This window comes from Streptomyces sp. NPDC088157 (genome assembly GCF_044741545.1).
GTDB lineage: Bacteria > Actinomycetota > Actinomycetes > Streptomycetales > Streptomycetaceae > Streptomyces.
The window spans coordinates 668,942-685,051 of sequence record NZ_JBIUSU010000005.1 but is presented as its reverse complement, the minus strand read 5'-3'; the positions used below and the strand labels follow the sequence as shown (position 1 = coordinate 685,051).

The window sequence follows — 16,110 nt, the reverse complement described above, 5'->3', positions numbered from 1 at the left end:
AGCTCCCTCGGCCTAGTAGGAGAAGGCCATCGGCTTGTCGGCGTCCCGGGAGTCGCCGCCGATCTTCGTGGGCGGGTTGAGGTCGGCCTCGGTCAGCTCGGGCGGGCCGGCCTTCACGTACTTCACCAGCAGCTTGACCTCGATGACGGCGAGGATCGCGTAGAGCGCCGTGAAGACGATCATCGACGTGAGGACCTCGCCCTGGGAGACCCCGGGGGAGACCGCGTCGCGGGTCTGGAGGACGCCGTAGACGACCCAGGGCTGGCGGCCCATCTCGGTGAAGATCCAGCCCCAGGAGTTGGCGATCAGCGGGAAGCCCAGGGTCCAGATCGCCGCCAGCCAGTAGAGCTTGGTGAGCTTGGGGCTGAGCGCCTTGTTCCTGAACAGCACCACGTGCGGGACCTCGTCCTCGCCGACCCTCAGGTGCTGCGGCAGCAGGAACTTCTTGCGGGTGAGCCAGAGTCCGGCCAGGCCGATCGCGAAGGACGACATGCCGAAGCCGATCATCCAGCGGAAGCCCCAGTAGGCGACCGGGATGTTGGGCCGGTAGTCGCCGGGACCGTACTTCTCCTGCTCGGCCTTGTTCACATCGTTGATGCCGGGGACGTACGAGCTGAAGTCGTCGTTGGCGAGGAAGGACAGCAGGCCCGGGATCTCGATGGCGACCTTGTTGTGCCCCTTCTCGACGTCGCCGTAGGCGAAGACCGAGAACGGCGCGGGCGCCTCGCCGTCCCACAACGCCTCGGCGGCGGCCATCTTCATCGGCTGCTGCTTGAACATGACCTTGCCGAGGGTGTCACCGCTGATGGCGGTGAGCATGCCCGCGATGACCACGGTGATCAGGCCCAGCCGCAGCGAGGTCTTCATCACCGGAATGTGCTTCTTGCGGTACAGGTGGAAGGCGGCGATGCCGACCATGAAGGCGCCACCGGTGAGGAAGGCCGCGGACATGGTGTGGAAGACCTGGCTGAGCGCGGTGTTCTGGGTCAGCACGGCCCAGAAGTCGGTGAGCTCGGCCCGGCCCTTCTCCTTGTTGATCCGGTAGCCGACGGGGTGCTGCATCCACGAGTTGGCCGCGAGGATGAAGTACGCCGACAGGATCGTGCCGATCGAGACCATCCAGATGCAGGCCAGGTGGATCTTCTTCGGCAGTTTGTCCCAGCCGAAGATCCACAGGCCGATGAAGGTGGACTCGAAGAAGAAGGCGATCAGAGCCTCGAAGGCCAGCGGGGCGCCGAAGACGTCACCGACGAAGCGTGAGTAGTCGGACCAGTTCATGCCGAACTGGAACTCCTGCACGATGCCGGTGACGACACCCATCGCGATGTTGATCAGGAAGAGCTTGCCCCAGAACTTCGTCGCCCTGAGGTACTTCTCGTTCTCCGTGCGCACCCAGGCGGTCTGCAGCCCGGCGGTGAGGGCCGCGAGGGAGATCGTCAGGGGGACGAAGAGGAAGTGGTAGACGGTGGTGATGCCGAACTGCCAGCGCGCCAGGGTCTCCGGCGCCAGAGCCAGGTCCACGTCGTCACTCCTTACCTCACGCTCGTGGATCACGCTTGTGAAAGCGTTCACATTCACAAGCAAGTATGCCGCACCGATTTTCGATAAGGGAAGGGGGGTCCCCGCTACCTGCGGGAACCCCCCTTCGACCGCCTCCGACCAGCGGAAACCGGTGCGACGGCTCGCTACAGCTCTTCGCGGAACCCCTCTGCGGCCTTCAGGAAGATGTCGTTCGCCTCGGTCTCCCCGATCGTCACCCGCACACCCTCGCCCGGGAACGGCCGCACCACGACGCCGGCCCGCTCACACGCGGCGGCGAAGGCAACCGTCTGCTCGCCCAGCCGCAGCCACACGAAGTTGGCCTGGGTCTCGGGCACCGTCCATCCCTGCGCACGCAGCCCCTCGACCACGCGCAGGCGCTCGCACACCAGGGAGCCGACCCGGCCGAGCAGCGCGTCCTCGGCGCGCAGCGAGGCGATCGCGGCCTCCTGCGCGAGCTGACTCACCCCGAACGGCACCGCCGTCTTGCGCAGGGCCTCCGCCACCGGCTCATGGGCGATGGCGAAGCCGACACGCAGACCGGCGAGACCGTAGGCCTTGGAAAAGGTCCGCAGGACACAGACATTGGGCCGCTTCCGGTACAGCTCCACGCCGTCCGGTACCTCGGGGTCGCGGATGAACTCCCGGTACGCCTCGTCCAGTACGACCAGCACGTCACGCGGCACCCGGTCCAGGAACCGCTCCAGCTCGGCCCGCTTCACGACGGTGCCCGTGGGGTTGTTGGGGTTGCAGACGAAGACCAGCCGGGTCCGCTCGGTGATCGCGTCGGCCATCGCGTCCAGATCGTGCACGTCCCCGGGGGTCAGCGGCACCTGCACGGCCTTGGCGCCGCTGATCTGCGTGATGATCGGGTAGGCCTCGAAGGACCGCCAGGCGTAGATCACCTCGTCGCCCGGGCCCGCCGTCGCCTGGACGAGCTGCTGGGCGACACCGACCGAGCCGGTGCCCGTGGCCAGGTGGGAGGCGGGGACGCCGAACCGCTCGGACAGCTCGTTGACGAGGACGGTGCAGGCCAGATCCGGATAACGGTTGAAGGAGGCGGCCGCCACCGTCACCGTCTCCATCACGCCCGGCAGCGGCGGATAGGGGTTCTCGTTGGAGGACAGCTTGTAGGCCGAGGGACCACCGGCCGCGGCCGGCCTGCCCGGCTTGTAGGTGGGGATCCCCTCCAGCTCGGCGCGCAGCTTGGGGCTCGTCTCGCTCACCGCAGTCCTCCTCGTGACCACCACCGGCTTCAATACTGCTCACCTTATGAGGATTCGGCGCGGGTGCGTACAGGTGGGCAGAGACCGTCACGCCGAAACGGAGGGACCTCCGAGACTTCTGCGGACGAAGTCGCACGAAGGCGTACGCGTCAGGGGGCGCGCTGTACATATATCTACGCGCCGGTAGTGCACTCCGTGGCGCGCATCCCTCGTGCAGGTGAGTTGAGACCTCTTCGAAACATCGGTGCCTCGCCAGGCTCATCCGTGCCGACACGCCACGTCCTGGCATAGGAGCCATCAACTACCTTAATTTCCCAGGCATTTGACCCTCACCAGCCTTGCAGAAACGTGCCTGTCAATGCGTGCATATGCGTCCGCCCTACCCCACCGAATGAGCCCTACTATCGGCTCGCCATGACAGCAGCAGGGAAGCACCAGGTGAGCCGCGCGGAAACCTCACGCCGAGGCAGCCGGCCGGGCCGGGCGGGCATCAGGGACGTGGCCGCCGCCGCCGGAGTCTCCATCACGACCGTCTCCGACGCCCTCAACGGCAAGGGCAGGCTTCCGGACGCCACCCGCCGCCATGTCCGCGAGGTCGCCGACCGACTCGGCTACCGCCCCTCGGCGGCGGCCCGAACCCTCCGTACCGGCAAGTCGGGCCTCATCGGCCTGACCGTGACGACCTACGGGGATGAACCTTTCACCTTCACCGAGTTCGCCTACTTCGCGGAGATGGCGCGCGCCGCCACCTCGGCCGCACTCGCCCGCGGCTACGCGCTCGTCATCCTCCCCGCGACCTCGCGCCACGACGTCTGGTCCAACGTAGCCCTGGACGGCACGGTCGTCATCGACCCCTCCGACCAGGACCCGGTGGTCAGCGAGCTGGTCCGGCAGGGCCTACCGGTCGTCTCCGACGGCCGTCCGGCCGGCGCGCTCCCGGTCACCGCGTGGGTGGACAACGACCACGAGGCCGCCGTCCTCGACATCCTCGAGCACCTCGCCGATGCCGGCGCCCGCCGCATCGGCCTGCTCACGGGCACCACCACCGACACGTACACACACCTGTCGACGAGTGCGTACCTGCGGTGGTGCGAGCGGGTCGGTCAGGACCCGGTCTACGAGGCCTACCCCGCGCACGACCCGTGCGCGGGCGCAGTGGCCGCCGACCGGCTGCTGGCCCGCCCCGACCGCCCCGACGCCGTCTACGGCCTGTTCGACCCCAACGGCACCGACCTGCTCGCCGCGGCCCGCCGCTACGGGCTGCGAGTCCCCGAGGACCTGCTGGTCGTGTGCTGCAGCGAGTCCGCGGTGTACGCCAACACCGAGCCGCCCGTCACGACCCTCTCGCTGAAGCCGCGCCGTATCGGCACAGCGGTGATCCAACTCCTCATCGACGCGATCGAGGGCGAGGAGACGGACCGTCCGGTCGAGCAGGTGATACCGACCGAGCTGTTCGTACGGACCTCCTCCCAGCGGCGTCCCCCTCGGACCACGGTCAGCCCACCACGGGCGCCGGAGGAGAAGTAGCCCGAGCCGCCGCTCCCCACGCACCACGCCCACGCCAGGGCGCGGATCGTCGGGAGCGGCGGCTCGCGGCTTGTCGGAGGGCGGAGGAGCAGAGCGAAGGGGAGGGGAGGTCCGGCCACGGCGGTCGCGGCCGAACGGGCGGTTCGCGTCAACACGAGTCAGCGGGAAGCACGTACGGGCGGTTTCGGGCGGCGCCGGATACGACCGTCGTCACCTCGGCGCCGACCGCCGCGTCGTCCTCGCTCCGACCACCGGAGCCACCCTCTCCACGGCCGACAGCACGTCCCGGCCGAGCCGGCGGAGCCGACGGCGGGGTGGTGTGCGGGTGTGGGCAGGGTGTGCGCCGGGTGAGCGCGGACTGCCGAACCCCGGCCCAATCGGGGCGAAAGCCGCGATGAACTGGAGCCTTGCTCCGATTCACCACCCCTGGGTCATCACACGGCACGATCCGCATTCCTATGATGGACGCACGGCACCGCGGGCCGCTGCGACCAGGCAGCCCGAAGGGTGCAGATGCGGCGCGATGGTGGAGGGGTCTGATGACTCAGGGGGCCGGTCAGGGACCCGAGGTGGAGCGGACGGCGACGTTGCGCGACTTCCGGGTGCCCGCGTACGTCAACGAGACCGGTCCGTACGATCACGGCACAGACCCCGGCAATGCCGCGCCGCCCCTCGAGGAGCCGCTGGAGCATCCGGACGGCTACACGCCCACCCAGCGCGACCTGCCCGTCATCAGCCGGCGCGGCGACACCCTCCAGGTGGCCGTGGACCCGGCGACCGCCCAGGCCCCGCTGCCCGCGACCGGCCCGGGACCGCTGTTCGTCGTCGGCGACGTCCACGGCTACCTCGACGAACTGGTGGCCGCACTCCAGGAGAAGGGCCTGGTCGACTCCGCGGGCAACTGGTGCGCGGGCACCGCCCGGCTGTGGTTCCTCGGCGACTTCACCGACCGCGGTCCGGACGGCATCGGCGTCATCGACCTCGTCATGCGGCTGTCCGCCGAGGCCGCCGCGGCCGGCGGGTACTGCAAGGCCCTCATGGGCAACCACGAACTGCTGCTGCTCGGCGCCAAACGCTTCGGTGACACCCCCGTCAACTCCGGCGCGGGCACCGCCACCTTCCAGGCGGCCTGGCTGCTCAACGGCGGCCAGAAGTACGACATGGACCGTCTCCAGGACCACCACCTCCAGTGGATGGCCCGCCTCGACGCGGTCGAGGAGGTCGACGGCCATCTGCTCGTCCACTCCGACACCACCGCCTACCTCGACTACGGCGACTCGATCGAGGCGGTCAACGACACCGTCCGCGAGACGATCACGCGCAACGACGCGGACGAGGTATGGGACCTGTTCCGCAAGTTCACCAAGCGCTTCTCCTTCCGCGACGAGGGCGGCGCCGACGCCGTGCGCTCCCTGCTCGATACGTACGGCGGCACCCGCATCGTTCACGGCCACAGCCCGATTCCCTACCTGCTGGGCGAAGTCGGCTCCGAGGAGGGCGAGGACAGCGGCGGCCCGCACGTCGAGGGGCCGCACGTCTACGCGGACGGGCTGGCCATCGCGATGGACGGTGGCGTGACGATGGCCGGAAAACTGCTGGTCCAGCAACTGCCCCTGGAAGTTTGAGCATTTCCGGGGCAGAAGTTCCCCACTTCGGGCCCGTCGAAGACACCGCAGGCCAAGGGCCAATTTCGGCAAACCCCCTGTCACCCCATGCCGTCGCCGCTCTACCATCGGGTTATCCGTAGCAGGCTCCCCTCCGTTTCTGCCCGACGGCTCGTTGGCATGCGAGCCCCAAGCCCTACGGAGCATCGGGGGATGCAGATGAACAGCGTTCCGCAGCACCTGAACAGCGAGGACCGCCAAGAGTACGAGCGGATCCTCGACGAGGCGCTGCGCTCCGCCCCACACCACCCGGAACTGGCTGCTGTCGGACAGCGGCTCAACCCCGAACAACTGCGCACCATGGCACTCAACGCCTCCGCACTCATCACGGTGGCGGCGGCGGCCGAGTACCAGCACTACGTGAAGGTCCGCGAGGAACTGCGCCATCCCGCGCCGTCCACCCCGTCGTCCGAGACCGGCTCCGCGGAGCCGGGCGCGGCCGCGATGGGGCTCGCCACCACCGTGGGGGAGGCGGCCCAGGCCGCCGAGGCCGCCGGGGCGGGCGCCGTCGCCGCCGTCCTCACCCCCGTTCTCGCCGGGACCGCCGCGGTGATCTTCCTGCTCGTCGGCTACATACTCAGGGTGCTCGACCCCGAGCAGGCGTTCGCCCGGACCATGCTGGCCGCCGGCTGGACGTTCGGGGCCGTGGCCGTGGCCGCGATCCTCGTCGCCACCGTCGCGCTGCTGCTCACGGCCCTGCGCAACCGGCCCTCCCTGGAGGCCGGACCGTACAGCGAACTGAGCGAGGAGGTCGACCAGGCCAGGGAAGCCTGGCGAGAAGCCCTGCTGGAACGCGGCATCCTGCCGTTTCTCCGGGAGGCTCTCGCCGATCCCGGCACGGCGACCGCCCTGCACACCGCCCCGGCCCCACCGGCTCCCACGGGCCGCCTCCCGAAGATCGGCTACGACCGTCCGGGCTTCAGCAGCCCGGACGACGGCCGCTCGACCGGTCCGCGCCCGAGCTTCAGCAGCCCGGACTACACCAGCCCGGACTTCGGCGGCCCGGAGCACCAGCCGGAATAGGCACTCGGCTTGCGCCCCCACGGACCCACCGAGGGAAGCGCAAGCCGTACGCCCCCACCCACACCGGCCGCCTGCGCCGGGCGGCCCGGGTGCGGAGGCCACCCCGCAGTAAAGGCTGCGGCTCTGATGCTGTGCTGTGCTGCCTTGAACTGCCGTGTGCTGCTCGGGATCACCGGTTCGGGGAGCTGCGGTCGTACGTCGGTCAGAGGATGCCCGCCCGGCCGGCTGCCGTGATCCAGTCGGGGAACTCGGACAGCAGCCGGTCGTAGAGCTCCTGGTCCGGGACGGTACTGACGTCGTCCACGGCGAAGAACCCCACATTGTCGACGCGGCGTCCGGGCAGTGTGTCGAACCTCTCCAGGACCCCGTAGTCCGACCGGCCGAGCCCCACGAACTGCCAGAAGATCGGCTCCTCGACCGCTGCCCGCAGCTCCCGCTCGATCGCTGCGTCGCGGTAGACCCCTCCGTCCGAGAAGAACAGCACCAAGGTCGGTACGGTCGCCGGATTCTCCCGCACATACGATCTGACCTGGGCGATCGCCTTCTGCTCCTCGTTCTGGATGCCGACCGTGCGCATGTCGACCTGACCCGGTTCCATCCCCCTGCGGGGCTTCTTGCTACGCCGGAACAGACTCATCTCACCCACCCGCACATGCAGCCGCAGCCACTCGGGGAGTTCGCCCAACCGGAGATCGGGCAGGCGGGCGGACTCGCTGGCGAACGTCCAGGCCTGCATCTCGCCGTCGTCGTCGAGCTGAGCCGCCACGGCCGCCATGCGTTCCACGACGTCCGCCACGACTCCCCGCGAGTACAGGAAAGCCATGGACCCGGAGGCGTCCAGGACGAGCACGACCCGCGCGCTGATTCCCACCGCGCCACGCTTGCTCAGACTGACAGCGACCTGCTCCTTGCGCAGGGACAACCGCTTGCGCATGTCGACGGGAAGCCGCTCCTCCCCCTTGGTCAGACGGGCACCCGCCGGTCGGCTGACCGGAGGCGCGGCGATGGCCGGTGGGCTGAGCGGAGGAGACGTCGGCGGAGTGAGCGCCGGTGACGTCGGCGGAGTGAGCCCCCGTGAGCTGAGCGGAGGTGCGCTCAGCGACGTGGCTGCCTCCTCCGGCTCCTCGTCGACCGTGATCCCGAAGTCCGTGGCCACCCCCGCCAGCCCGGAGGCGTACCCCTGTCCGACCGCCCGGAACTTCCAGCGCCCCTCGCGCAGGTACAGCTCGCCGGCGATGAACGCCGTCTCCGTGTCGGCCTGCATCTCGAAGCGCGCCACCTCGGAGCGCCCGCCCGTGCCGAGCAGTCTCAGCGTCAGGCCGGTCACCTGGCCGAAGGCCCCGCCGTCGGCCGACGCACACAGCACCACCCGCGTGATGGCGCCCTCCAGCGAGCGGAGATCCACCTGGACGGTGTCGGTCATGACACCGGCATCGCTCCGCTTGCCGATGTGTCGCACGGCGCCGGACGCGTGCAGCGGCTGGTTGTAGAAGACGAAGTCCCCGTCGTCACGAACCCGTCCGTCCTGCGCCAGCAGCAGCGCCGAGGCATCGATGTCCGGTGCGCCCACCCCCTCCGCCCAGCTGAGTTCGACCAGTACGTCGGGCGCGTCGACCGGCAGATTGGCACCCTTGCTCATGGATCGCGCTGTCATGGAGGCAAGTCTGCCGAGCCGGCGTCCGAAGGCAACCGAATGAGCGCGATGCTCTCCTCCTGGGCGACCGCCAGGAGCGTGCCGTCAGGGCTCAGTGCCGCGACCGGTGTCGGTATGTGGGTGACTCCGTAGGCCCCCTCGCAGCGGGACACCTGCACCTCGGGCCATTCCGCCGGCACCTCACCGGTCCTGACGTCGATCAGCCGAGGATGCCCGTGCAACGAGAGGACGCGACCGCCCCCGGCGAGCAGCGTGCCGACCTCGAAACCGACAGAGCTCCGATGCAGCCACTGGCGACGGGACAGCGACCACACTCCGATCCGGCGGGGTCCGAGGCCGAGGCCCTCCTCGTTTTCGAGGAAGTCCTCTCCCGTCGCCACCGCCAGCCGGTCGTCGTCGAGCCAGCATGCCGAGACCACCTCGGCATCGATCCCCGACTGCCTCGGCAGCACCCCCTCGCCGTCCAGTACGGCCGGGTCTGCCAGGGCGCCCTCCAGGTCGAAGACCTCGACGATTCCGTACGGATGCCACACCCAGCCGGCCACGAGCAGATGTCTGCCGTCCCCGGTCACCGACAACCGGGATTGGAACACGTCCCTCGCTTCGCGCGCTCCCCCGGTGAGCCGCTGTCCTGACGCCACGTCCTCGATCTGGAGCACGCCGTACTCCTGCGGGCAGTGGACCAGGATCTCCCGACCGTCCCCCAGGACTCCCAGAGCCACGGGGTAGTCGAACTCCTCGAAGTGGTAGGGGTCGCGGGTCAGTTCACGAAGGGGGCGTGTCCCCTCCAGAACCAGCGCGCCGGCTCCCCGTTCGGCGTACACGACGCTGTACCGGCCGGACGGCGAGACGACGCACCTGTCGAATCCATCGGATCCGTCCCATCCGCCGGGACCGACGAGCCCCGGTCCGTGACTGGTGGCCGTCCGGCGCTGCACACCGTCGGAACTCCACGCGCGGCCGCCCAGCACATCCACCAGCTCACCGCCCTGCCAGACCAACGACCGGACCGGCGCCGTCACTTTCAACAGCTCCAAGGTCCCTCTCCCCCCGACAACAACACCGACGTTCTCCCCCTTGATGACGGCGGCTCAGGACGCTGTCCCCGGTGTCGAACCTGAGGGGACAGCGCCGATCCGGACGTCAGTCAGCCAGCGGCAGGTACACCCGGTTTCCGCTCGCCGCGAACTCCTTCGACTTCTCCAACATGCCCTCCGCGATCTCTTCCGCCGAGGCCCCGTCCGCCGCCCCGGCGCCGAACCGCTCGTTGATGCTCTGGCTGATCTTCATCGAGCAGAACTTCGGCCCGCACATCGAGCAGAAGTGCGCCGTCTTCGCCGGCTCCGCCGGGAGTGTCTCGTCGTGGAACTCCCGTGCCGTGTCCGGATCGAGGGCGAGGTTGAACTGGTCCTCCCAGCGGAACTCGAAGCGGGCGTCGGACAGCGCGTCGTCCCATTCCTGCGCACCGGGGTGCCCCTTGGCGAGGTCGGCTGCGTGGGCTGCGATCTTGTAGGTGATGACGCCGGTCTTGACGTCGTCACGGTTGGGCAGGCCCAGATGTTCCTTGGGCGTGACGTAGCAGAGCATGGCCGTGCCCCACCAGGCGATCATCGCGGCGCCGATACCGGAGGTGATGTGGTCGTACGCCGGCGCGACGTCCGTGGTCAGCGGGCCGAGCGTATAGAACGGAGCTTCATCACAGATCTCCTGCTGAAGGTCGATGTTCTCCTTGATCTTGTGCATCGGGACATGTCCCGGGCCTTCGATCATCGTCTGAACATGGAAACGCTTCGCGATCCGGTTGAGTTCCCCGAGTGTCCTCAACTCCGCGAACTGCGCGGCGTCGTTGGCGTCCGCGATGGAACCCGGACGCAGCCCGTCGCCCAGCGAGTACGTGACGTCGTAGGCGGCGAGGATCTCGCAGAGTTCCTCGAAGTTCTCGTAGAGGAAGGACTCCTTGTGGTGCGCGAGGCACCAGGCCGCCATGATCGAGCCGCCGCGCGACACGATGCCGGTCTTGCGGTTGGCGGTGAGCGGAACGTACGCCAGGCGGACACCGGCGTGGACCGTCATGTAGTCCACGCCCTGCTCGGCCTGCTCGATGACGGTGTCCTTGTAGACCTCCCAGGTCAGTTCCTCGGCGCGGCCGTCGACCTTCTCCAGTGCCTGGTACAGCGGCACCGTGCCGATGGGGACGGGGGAGTTGCGCAGCACCCATTCGCGGGTGGTGTGGATGTTGCGACCCGTCGACAGGTCCATGACCGTGTCGGCGCCCCAACGCGTCGCCCAGGTCATCTTCTCGACCTCCTCCTCGATGGAGGACGTCACTGCCGAGTTGCCGATGTTGGCGTTGACCTTCACCAGGAACCGCTTACCGATGATCATCGGCTCGATCTCCGGGTGGTTGACGTTGGCCGGCAACACGGCACGGCCCGCCGCGATCTCCTCGCGCACCACCTCGGGAGAAACGTTCTCCCGGATGGCCACGAACTCCATCTCGGGAGTGATCTCCCCCCGGCGTGCGTACGCGAGCTGGGTGACCGCCTCGCCGTCCCGACTCCGGCGCGGCAGACGCGGGCGACCTGGGAAGACCGCATCGAGGTTGCGCAGACCGCCGCGCGGTGAGGTGTGCTTGACCCCGTCGTCCTCGGGGCGGACAGGACGACCCGCGTACTCCTCGGTGTCGCCCCGGCCGATGATCCAGTTCTCGCGCAGCGGCAACAGGCCCCTGCGGACGTCTGTGTCGGCGAGTGGATCGGTATACGGGCCGGATGTGTCGTACAGCGTGACCGACTGCCCGTTGGTGAGATGCACCTGACGGACCGGCACCCGTACGTCGGGGCGAGCGCCCTCGACATAACCCTTGTGCCAGCCGATGGACTTCCCGGCCTCCGATGCGTTCGCGTCGACCCCGCTGTCGCTGGTCGCGTTCTGCGTGAAGGCAGGCGTGCGTGCGTCCTTGTTGGTCATGAGACCTACTCCCTACGCCGGCATTACCCGGTAACAGGTTCGGCGGTCGACGCAGCGGCTACCGCCTGCCGACGTTTCATGTGAAACATCACTCGATAGGAGAGACGTTCCACGTGAAACATCGCGAAGACGGAGGTCAGCGCCCTCTCAGCCCGGTGCTCCGAGCTCCCGCGTGTGCAAAGGTTGCCTCCACGCTAGCGTCAATTCTGGCGCGGTGAACAGAGGGCCCCTGTCGTTCTTGCGATGATCGGTCGGTGACCACGACACACCAGCCTCCGTACCCGCCGCCTGAACCACCCCGCCGACCGGGCGCCGGCGACGGCCCCGGCAATGGCTCCGGCAATGGCTCCGGCAATGGCTCCGGCAACGGGTCCGGCAGCGGCCCGAGGGACGATCGCGACTTCAGCCACGGTCACGATCACCCGCGTGGTTCCGGCCAGGGTCCGGGCTACGCCGGTGGGCTCGGCGGCCTGAGGCGTGTCGGAACCCCGAGTGGTCAGGCACCGCGCTCCGGCGAAGGCCCGGGGCCCGGATCGGCGCCGGGGCCAAGATCGGGGCCGGCAGGGCCAGGACCGGGGCCAGGAAACGACCGCGGTCACGGAAACGGGCAACGGCCCGAGAACGACCGGGAACGCGGAAGCGGGCAGGGACCCGGGAACGACCAGGGATACGGAAGCCGGCAGGAGTACGGGACCGGCCCCGCACGCAGGCAGGAGTACGGGGCCGGTCCTCGTCCCGGGCCGGGTACCGGTGCTGGGCCGGGTCCCGGTGCCGGCCCTGGGGACGGATATGGCTTCGACCGCGAACACGGTCATGAGATGAGCCACGACGGTGGTCATGGTGGCGGCCCCGGTGACGGTCCCGGCGTGGGACACGGCGGCGGTCACGGCGAGGGTCCGCGGGGCGGAGACGGCTCCGGTTCAGGTGGCGGGCACGGACATGCGCACGGTCACAGCCACAGCCACGGCCCGGCCACCCCCGTCTCCCGGCACTTGCGCAAGGTCATCGCGGCCATCCTCATCCCGTTCGGTGCCGCGGTGCTGGTGGGGCTCGTGGTGCTGTGGCCCGGCGGCGCCCCGGCGCACGAGCGCACCGGAGTCGGCTTCGACCGGCAGACCCAGCAGGCCACCGTCACCAAGGTGGTGAGCGTGAGCTGTGCGTCGGTGAACGCCTCGGGCGACGCTCCCACCGGCGACACCTCCACGGCCGAGGGCTCATCGGCGCAACAGCAGGCGAGCGGTACCTGCAAGCGGGCGACGATCCGCGTGGACACCGGCAGCGACAAGGGCCGTACGTTCACCGAGATCGTCCAGCCGGACCAGTCACGGCAGTTGGAACAGGGCGAGAAGGTCGTGGTCGCCTACGAGCCCTCCGCGCCGAAGGACCTCCAGTACTCGGTCACCGACGTGAACCGTCGGATCCCCATGACGGTCCTGGCCCTCATCTTCGCGGCCGCCGTCGTGGTCGTCGGGCGGCTTCGGGGGGTCATGGCACTGGTCGCGCTGGCCATCAGCTTCATGGTGCTGAACTTCTTCGTCCTGCCCGCGATCCTCCAGGGATCGAACCCGCTCGTCGTGGCCGTGGTGGGATCGAGCGCCATCATGCTGATCGCCCTGTATCTCTGTCACGGCCTCTCGGCCCGCACATCCGTCGCAGTGCTCGGCACCCTGATCTCGCTGCTGCTGATCGGCATCCTGGGTTCGCTGTTCATCGACTGGGCCGCGCTGACCGGCAACACGGACGACAACACCGGCCTGATCCATGGCCTGTACCCGTCGATCGACATGAGCGGCCTGCTGCTCGCCGGCATCATCATCGGTTCGCTCGGTGTCCTCGACGATGTGACGGTCACTCAGACGTCGGCGGTCTGGGAGCTGCACGAGGCCAACCCCTCGATGGGCTGGCGCGGCCTGTACCGGGCCGGCATCCGTATCGGCCGCGACCACATCGCGTCCGTGGTCAACACGCTCGTCCTCGCCTACGCCGGTGCCGCGCTGCCGCTGCTGCTGCTCTTCTCGATCGCGCAGAGCAGCGTGGGCGCCGTCGCCAACAGCGAACTGGTCGCCGAGGAGATCGTGCGCACGCTGGTGGGCTCGATCGGCCTGGTCGCCTCCGTGCCCGTCACCACGGCCCTGGCGGCCCTGGTGGTCTCCGCCGACCGGTCAGGCCCTGCGAAGGCGCCCTCGGTGGCCCGCGAAGCGGTTCCTGCGGCTCCGTCGGGAACGACGGCCGCACATACCCCCCAGACCCGGGGCGGCCGGGGCCGACGGCGCAAGCGCTGAGGCGGACGTAGCGCGGAGCAGAGGCGAGAGGGCGCCCGAGTGCCGGGAATCCGGCTGACCCGGGCGCGCCCCACTCTCCCGACCGGAACACTCGAGCGGGCCGGCGCCGCTCCTGGAAGGCCTCCAGGAGCCTCGAGAAGCCGTGCAGGCGCCCGCCTCGGCTGAGAAGAAGCGTTCCTGCACGACACCGACCACGGCGGAGCGTTCCACCACCACTCGCCGCCACTCATCGCCATCACGTCAGCCGGCGCTCTGCTCCTCCGCAAGGATCCGGTCCAGCGCCTCGTCCAAGTGCGTGTCGAAGTCCGCGAGTGCACCCTCCTGGCCCAGTGGGACCAGCTTGTCGGTGCGGTCGAGGAACGCGACGAGCGGGGCCGCCGAGGAGCGGAACAGCGCTTGGTCGGCGCCGACCTGAAGCCGGATCAGGACCTCCCCCAGCACGTCGGTGTCCACCGGCGAGACGCGGACGTCCCCTTCGCCGCACGGCCTGCCCACCCCGTCGATGAGCAGCTCGCGCCCGAAGGCCCAGGTCACCGGGGCATCGCCGGGCAGGTGGAACGTCAGTCGCACCGCGTAGGGATCGCACGACTCGTAACCCAACTCCACCGGGATGCGGAACGAGAGCTCTTCGGACACGAGGAAGCTCATCATGACCTCTGCCTGTACTGCCTGCACGGACTCGCGCATCGCCTTACCCCGTCATTTGCCGCCGACTGGCCGGGAATGGACCTTCTGACACTGCACGCATCTTGCTGAACGTACACAACAGATCACAAGGAGTGAGTTTTCAGATACTGATAGAGATCGCCAGTGATCCCAGCAGCCGTCCGACCTCGCTCTGCAGTTTGCGGGCCGCGGGCAGCAGCCGGTCGGCATGATGGGCGGGGAGGGAGATGGCCATCGTGGCCGCCGTGGTGCCCACGGTGATCGGGATGGCGGCACACACCGTCCCGACCGCGTACTCCTGCCGCTCGACCACCGGTTCCATACGCCGCATCCGTTCCAGGCGCCGCAGCAGACTGCGGTCGTCACGCACGGTGTACGGCGTGATCGACTGCACCGGGTAGCGGGCAAGGTGGTCCCGGCGGGTGTCCTCGTCCAGCTGGGAGAGCAGGCACTGCCCGATGGCGTGCGCGTGTCCGGTCTCGCGGAAGTCGGCCCACTCCTCGACCGCCGGATTGCCCGGAGTGTCGGAGACGCACATGATCTCGATCTCGCCGTCCCGGTACCTGGCGTAGTAGACGGGCACACCGATCGAATCGCGCCACTGGGCGAGGGTGTCGGCGACGGTGCTGCGACGTTTCTGCGCGGCTCCGCTCGTACCGAGCCGCTCGGCCGCCTCGCCGAGGAAGAACAGCCCTTTTTCCCGGCGCAGATAGCCCTCGTGCACCAGGGTGCGCAACAGGTGGTAAGCCGTGGGCAGCGCGAGGCCGGTCTCGCGGGCGAGTTGTTTGGCCGGAGCCCCGAATTCGTGCTCCGCGACGGATTCCAGCAGGCGCATGGCGCGCTGGACGGAGCCGATCAGGGTGGCCGCCGGGTGTGGATGCTCGGAGACGGCCGTGTTCGGCGGGCGTTGCAGCGGGGGTGCGGAGGAACGCGGCCGGGTGGGGGGTGCGTACGGTTCTGCGGATGCGGTGTCAACCATGGCCAAGGGTCACTCCCGAAGCGCGAGGGGGCGGCCCGTGCGGGGAACACGGGAGGGGGGTACGCCACTCGCGGGGTCGTCCCCGCGACGAGTTCCGGACTTTAACCGCCTGCCACCGCTTGCAGACGGCCTGTCGGGGAAACTTCCCCCGGCCGAGGGAACCGGTGATTCCTGTTACCGATCACCGGCCTCCCGCACCGCTCACCAGTCGCTGCGCGACGAGGAACTCGACGTGAACTTCCTTACGACGTAGACCAGTCCGCCGACCAGCGCCACGAAGACCAGCAGCTTGAAGAGCAGGCCGATCACGAACCCGACGACGCTGGCTATCAGGCCGCCGAACACGACCAGGGCGATGACCGGCACCGCGACCCACTTCACCCACCACGGCAGTCCCGCGAAGATCTCTCGCATCGCCCTTGTCCTCATCCTCTTCGGTCGATGTCCGGCACCCCTGTCGGGCCGGAACGTTTCGATGTCCTGCCGTCGATGCTAGGGCCGTAGAGGGGCCCGACGGGGGCCTCGCGCCCCTTGTCCTTCCCTGACCGAACCCCTAGGGAACCCCGAGACCGCTGGTCGA

General features: G+C 69.0%; 12 protein-coding genes and 1 riboswitch. Of the genes, 4 read left to right on the top strand and 8 right to left on the bottom strand.

Features of this window, described 5'->3' with window-relative positions:
- Window positions 1-12: 12 nt before the first annotated feature.
- Together ACIPFH_RS23200 and hisC are read right to left on the bottom strand one after the other, a co-directional pair.
- Window positions 13-1,521 (bottom strand): cytochrome ubiquinol oxidase subunit I, encoded by a 1,509-nt coding sequence (locus ACIPFH_RS23200; protein WP_356246887.1) that lies wholly within the window; start codon window positions 1,519-1,521, stop codon window positions 13-15.
- 164 nt (window positions 1,522-1,685) lie between these two features.
- Window positions 1,686-2,765 carry a histidinol-phosphate transaminase gene (gene hisC, locus ACIPFH_RS23195; protein WP_401828927.1) on the bottom strand — a complete coding sequence of 360 codons (1,080 nt, stop codon included), beginning with the start codon at window positions 2,763-2,765 and terminating at the stop codon, window positions 1,686-1,688.
- Window positions 2,766-3,179: 414 nt separating this feature from the next.
- Here hisC and ACIPFH_RS23190 point away from each other — a divergent pair, with 414 nt between their 5' ends.
- From ACIPFH_RS23190 to ACIPFH_RS23180, 3 genes are all read left to right on the top strand, one after another.
- Window positions 3,180-4,292, top strand: coding sequence for a LacI family DNA-binding transcriptional regulator (locus tag ACIPFH_RS23190; protein ID WP_356246882.1), 1,113 nt, complete (start codon window positions 3,180-3,182; stop codon window positions 4,290-4,292).
- Between the two features lie 539 nt (window positions 4,293-4,831).
- Window positions 4,832-5,917, top strand: coding sequence for a metallophosphoesterase (locus ACIPFH_RS23185; protein ID WP_356246880.1), 1,086 nt, complete (start codon window positions 4,832-4,834; stop codon window positions 5,915-5,917).
- A gap of 192 nt (window positions 5,918-6,109) precedes the next feature.
- A complete protein-coding gene (locus ACIPFH_RS23180) occupies window positions 6,110-6,979 on the top strand; it encodes a hypothetical protein (RefSeq protein ID WP_401828925.1) in 870 nt (289 codons plus the stop codon).
- Window positions 6,980-7,181: 202 nt separating this feature from the next.
- On the opposite strand, the gene ACIPFH_RS23175 is transcribed toward ACIPFH_RS23180, so the two are convergent.
- The 3 genes from ACIPFH_RS23175 to thiC all read right to left on the bottom strand — a co-directional run bounded on the left by ACIPFH_RS23175 (window position 7,182) and on the right by thiC (window position 11,603).
- Window positions 7,182-8,633, bottom strand: a complete 1,452-nt coding sequence (locus ACIPFH_RS23175; protein WP_401828923.1) for a VWA domain-containing protein — start codon at window positions 8,631-8,633, stop codon at window positions 7,182-7,184.
- The gene (locus ACIPFH_RS23170) at window positions 8,630-9,670 is read right to left on the bottom strand and encodes a hypothetical protein (RefSeq protein WP_401828921.1); all 1,041 of its coding nucleotides are present in this window, start codon (window positions 9,668-9,670) and stop codon (window positions 8,630-8,632) included. Before ACIPFH_RS23170 ends, ACIPFH_RS23175 begins: the two co-directional genes overlap by 4 nt.
- Before the next feature lie 106 nt (window positions 9,671-9,776).
- Complete coding sequence (gene thiC / locus ACIPFH_RS23165; RefSeq protein ID WP_401828919.1) at window positions 9,777-11,603, bottom strand: phosphomethylpyrimidine synthase ThiC; 1,827 nt, start codon at window positions 11,601-11,603, stop codon at window positions 9,777-9,779.
- A riboswitch (TPP riboswitch) is annotated at window positions 11,596-11,785 on the bottom strand. Its footprint overlaps the gene before it by 8 nt.
- A gap of 636 nt (window positions 11,786-12,421) precedes the next feature.
- On the opposite strand from thiC, the gene ACIPFH_RS23160 reads away from it, so the two are divergent.
- Window positions 12,422-13,885, top strand: a complete 1,464-nt coding sequence (locus ACIPFH_RS23160) for a YibE/F family protein (RefSeq protein ID WP_401828917.1) — start codon at window positions 12,422-12,424, stop codon at window positions 13,883-13,885.
- Window positions 13,886-14,125: 240 nt separating this feature from the next.
- Here ACIPFH_RS23160 and ACIPFH_RS23155 read toward each other — a convergent pair whose 3' ends face one another.
- The 3 genes from ACIPFH_RS23155 to ACIPFH_RS23145 all read right to left on the bottom strand — a co-directional run bounded on the left by ACIPFH_RS23155 (window position 14,126) and on the right by ACIPFH_RS23145 (window position 15,944).
- Window positions 14,126-14,572, bottom strand: coding sequence for an SsgA family sporulation/cell division regulator (locus ACIPFH_RS23155; RefSeq protein WP_401828915.1), 447 nt, complete (start codon window positions 14,570-14,572; stop codon window positions 14,126-14,128).
- A gap of 100 nt (window positions 14,573-14,672) precedes the next feature.
- On the bottom strand, window positions 14,673-15,530 hold the full coding sequence (locus ACIPFH_RS23150; RefSeq protein ID WP_401828912.1) for an IclR family transcriptional regulator: 858 nt from the start codon (window positions 15,528-15,530) through the stop codon (window positions 14,673-14,675).
- A gap of 201 nt (window positions 15,531-15,731) precedes the next feature.
- Entirely contained in the window at window positions 15,732-15,944 is a 213-nt protein-coding gene (locus tag ACIPFH_RS23145; RefSeq protein WP_356246864.1) for a DUF5326 family protein, read from the bottom strand.
- Window positions 15,945-16,110: the final 166 nt, after the last annotated feature.

Bases quoted from the DNA above. Each gene is read 5' to 3' on its own strand.
- ACIPFH_RS23150 (WP_401828912.1), bottom strand. From the start codon at position 15,530: ATGGTTGACACCGCATCCGCAGAACCGTACGCACCCCCCACCCGGCCG.
- ACIPFH_RS23175 (WP_401828923.1), bottom strand. From the start codon at position 8,633: ATGACAGCGCGATCCATGAGCAAGGGTGCCAATCTGCCGGTCGACGCG.
- ACIPFH_RS23145 (WP_356246864.1), bottom strand. From the start codon at position 15,944: ATGCGAGAGATCTTCGCGGGACTGCCGTGGTGGGTGAAGTGGGTCGCG.
- ACIPFH_RS23185 (WP_356246880.1), top strand. From the start codon at position 4,832: ATGACTCAGGGGGCCGGTCAGGGACCCGAGGTGGAGCGGACGGCGACG.
- ACIPFH_RS23160 (WP_401828917.1), top strand. From the start codon at position 12,422: ATGAGCCACGACGGTGGTCATGGTGGCGGCCCCGGTGACGGTCCCGGC.
- ACIPFH_RS23180 (WP_401828925.1), top strand. From the start codon at position 6,110: ATGCAGATGAACAGCGTTCCGCAGCACCTGAACAGCGAGGACCGCCAA.
- thiC (WP_401828919.1), bottom strand. From the start codon at position 11,603: ATGACCAACAAGGACGCACGCACGCCTGCCTTCACGCAGAACGCGACC.
- ACIPFH_RS23155 (WP_401828915.1), bottom strand. From the start codon at position 14,572: ATGCGCGAGTCCGTGCAGGCAGTACAGGCAGAGGTCATGATGAGCTTC.
- ACIPFH_RS23190 (WP_356246882.1), top strand. From the start codon at position 3,180: ATGACAGCAGCAGGGAAGCACCAGGTGAGCCGCGCGGAAACCTCACGC.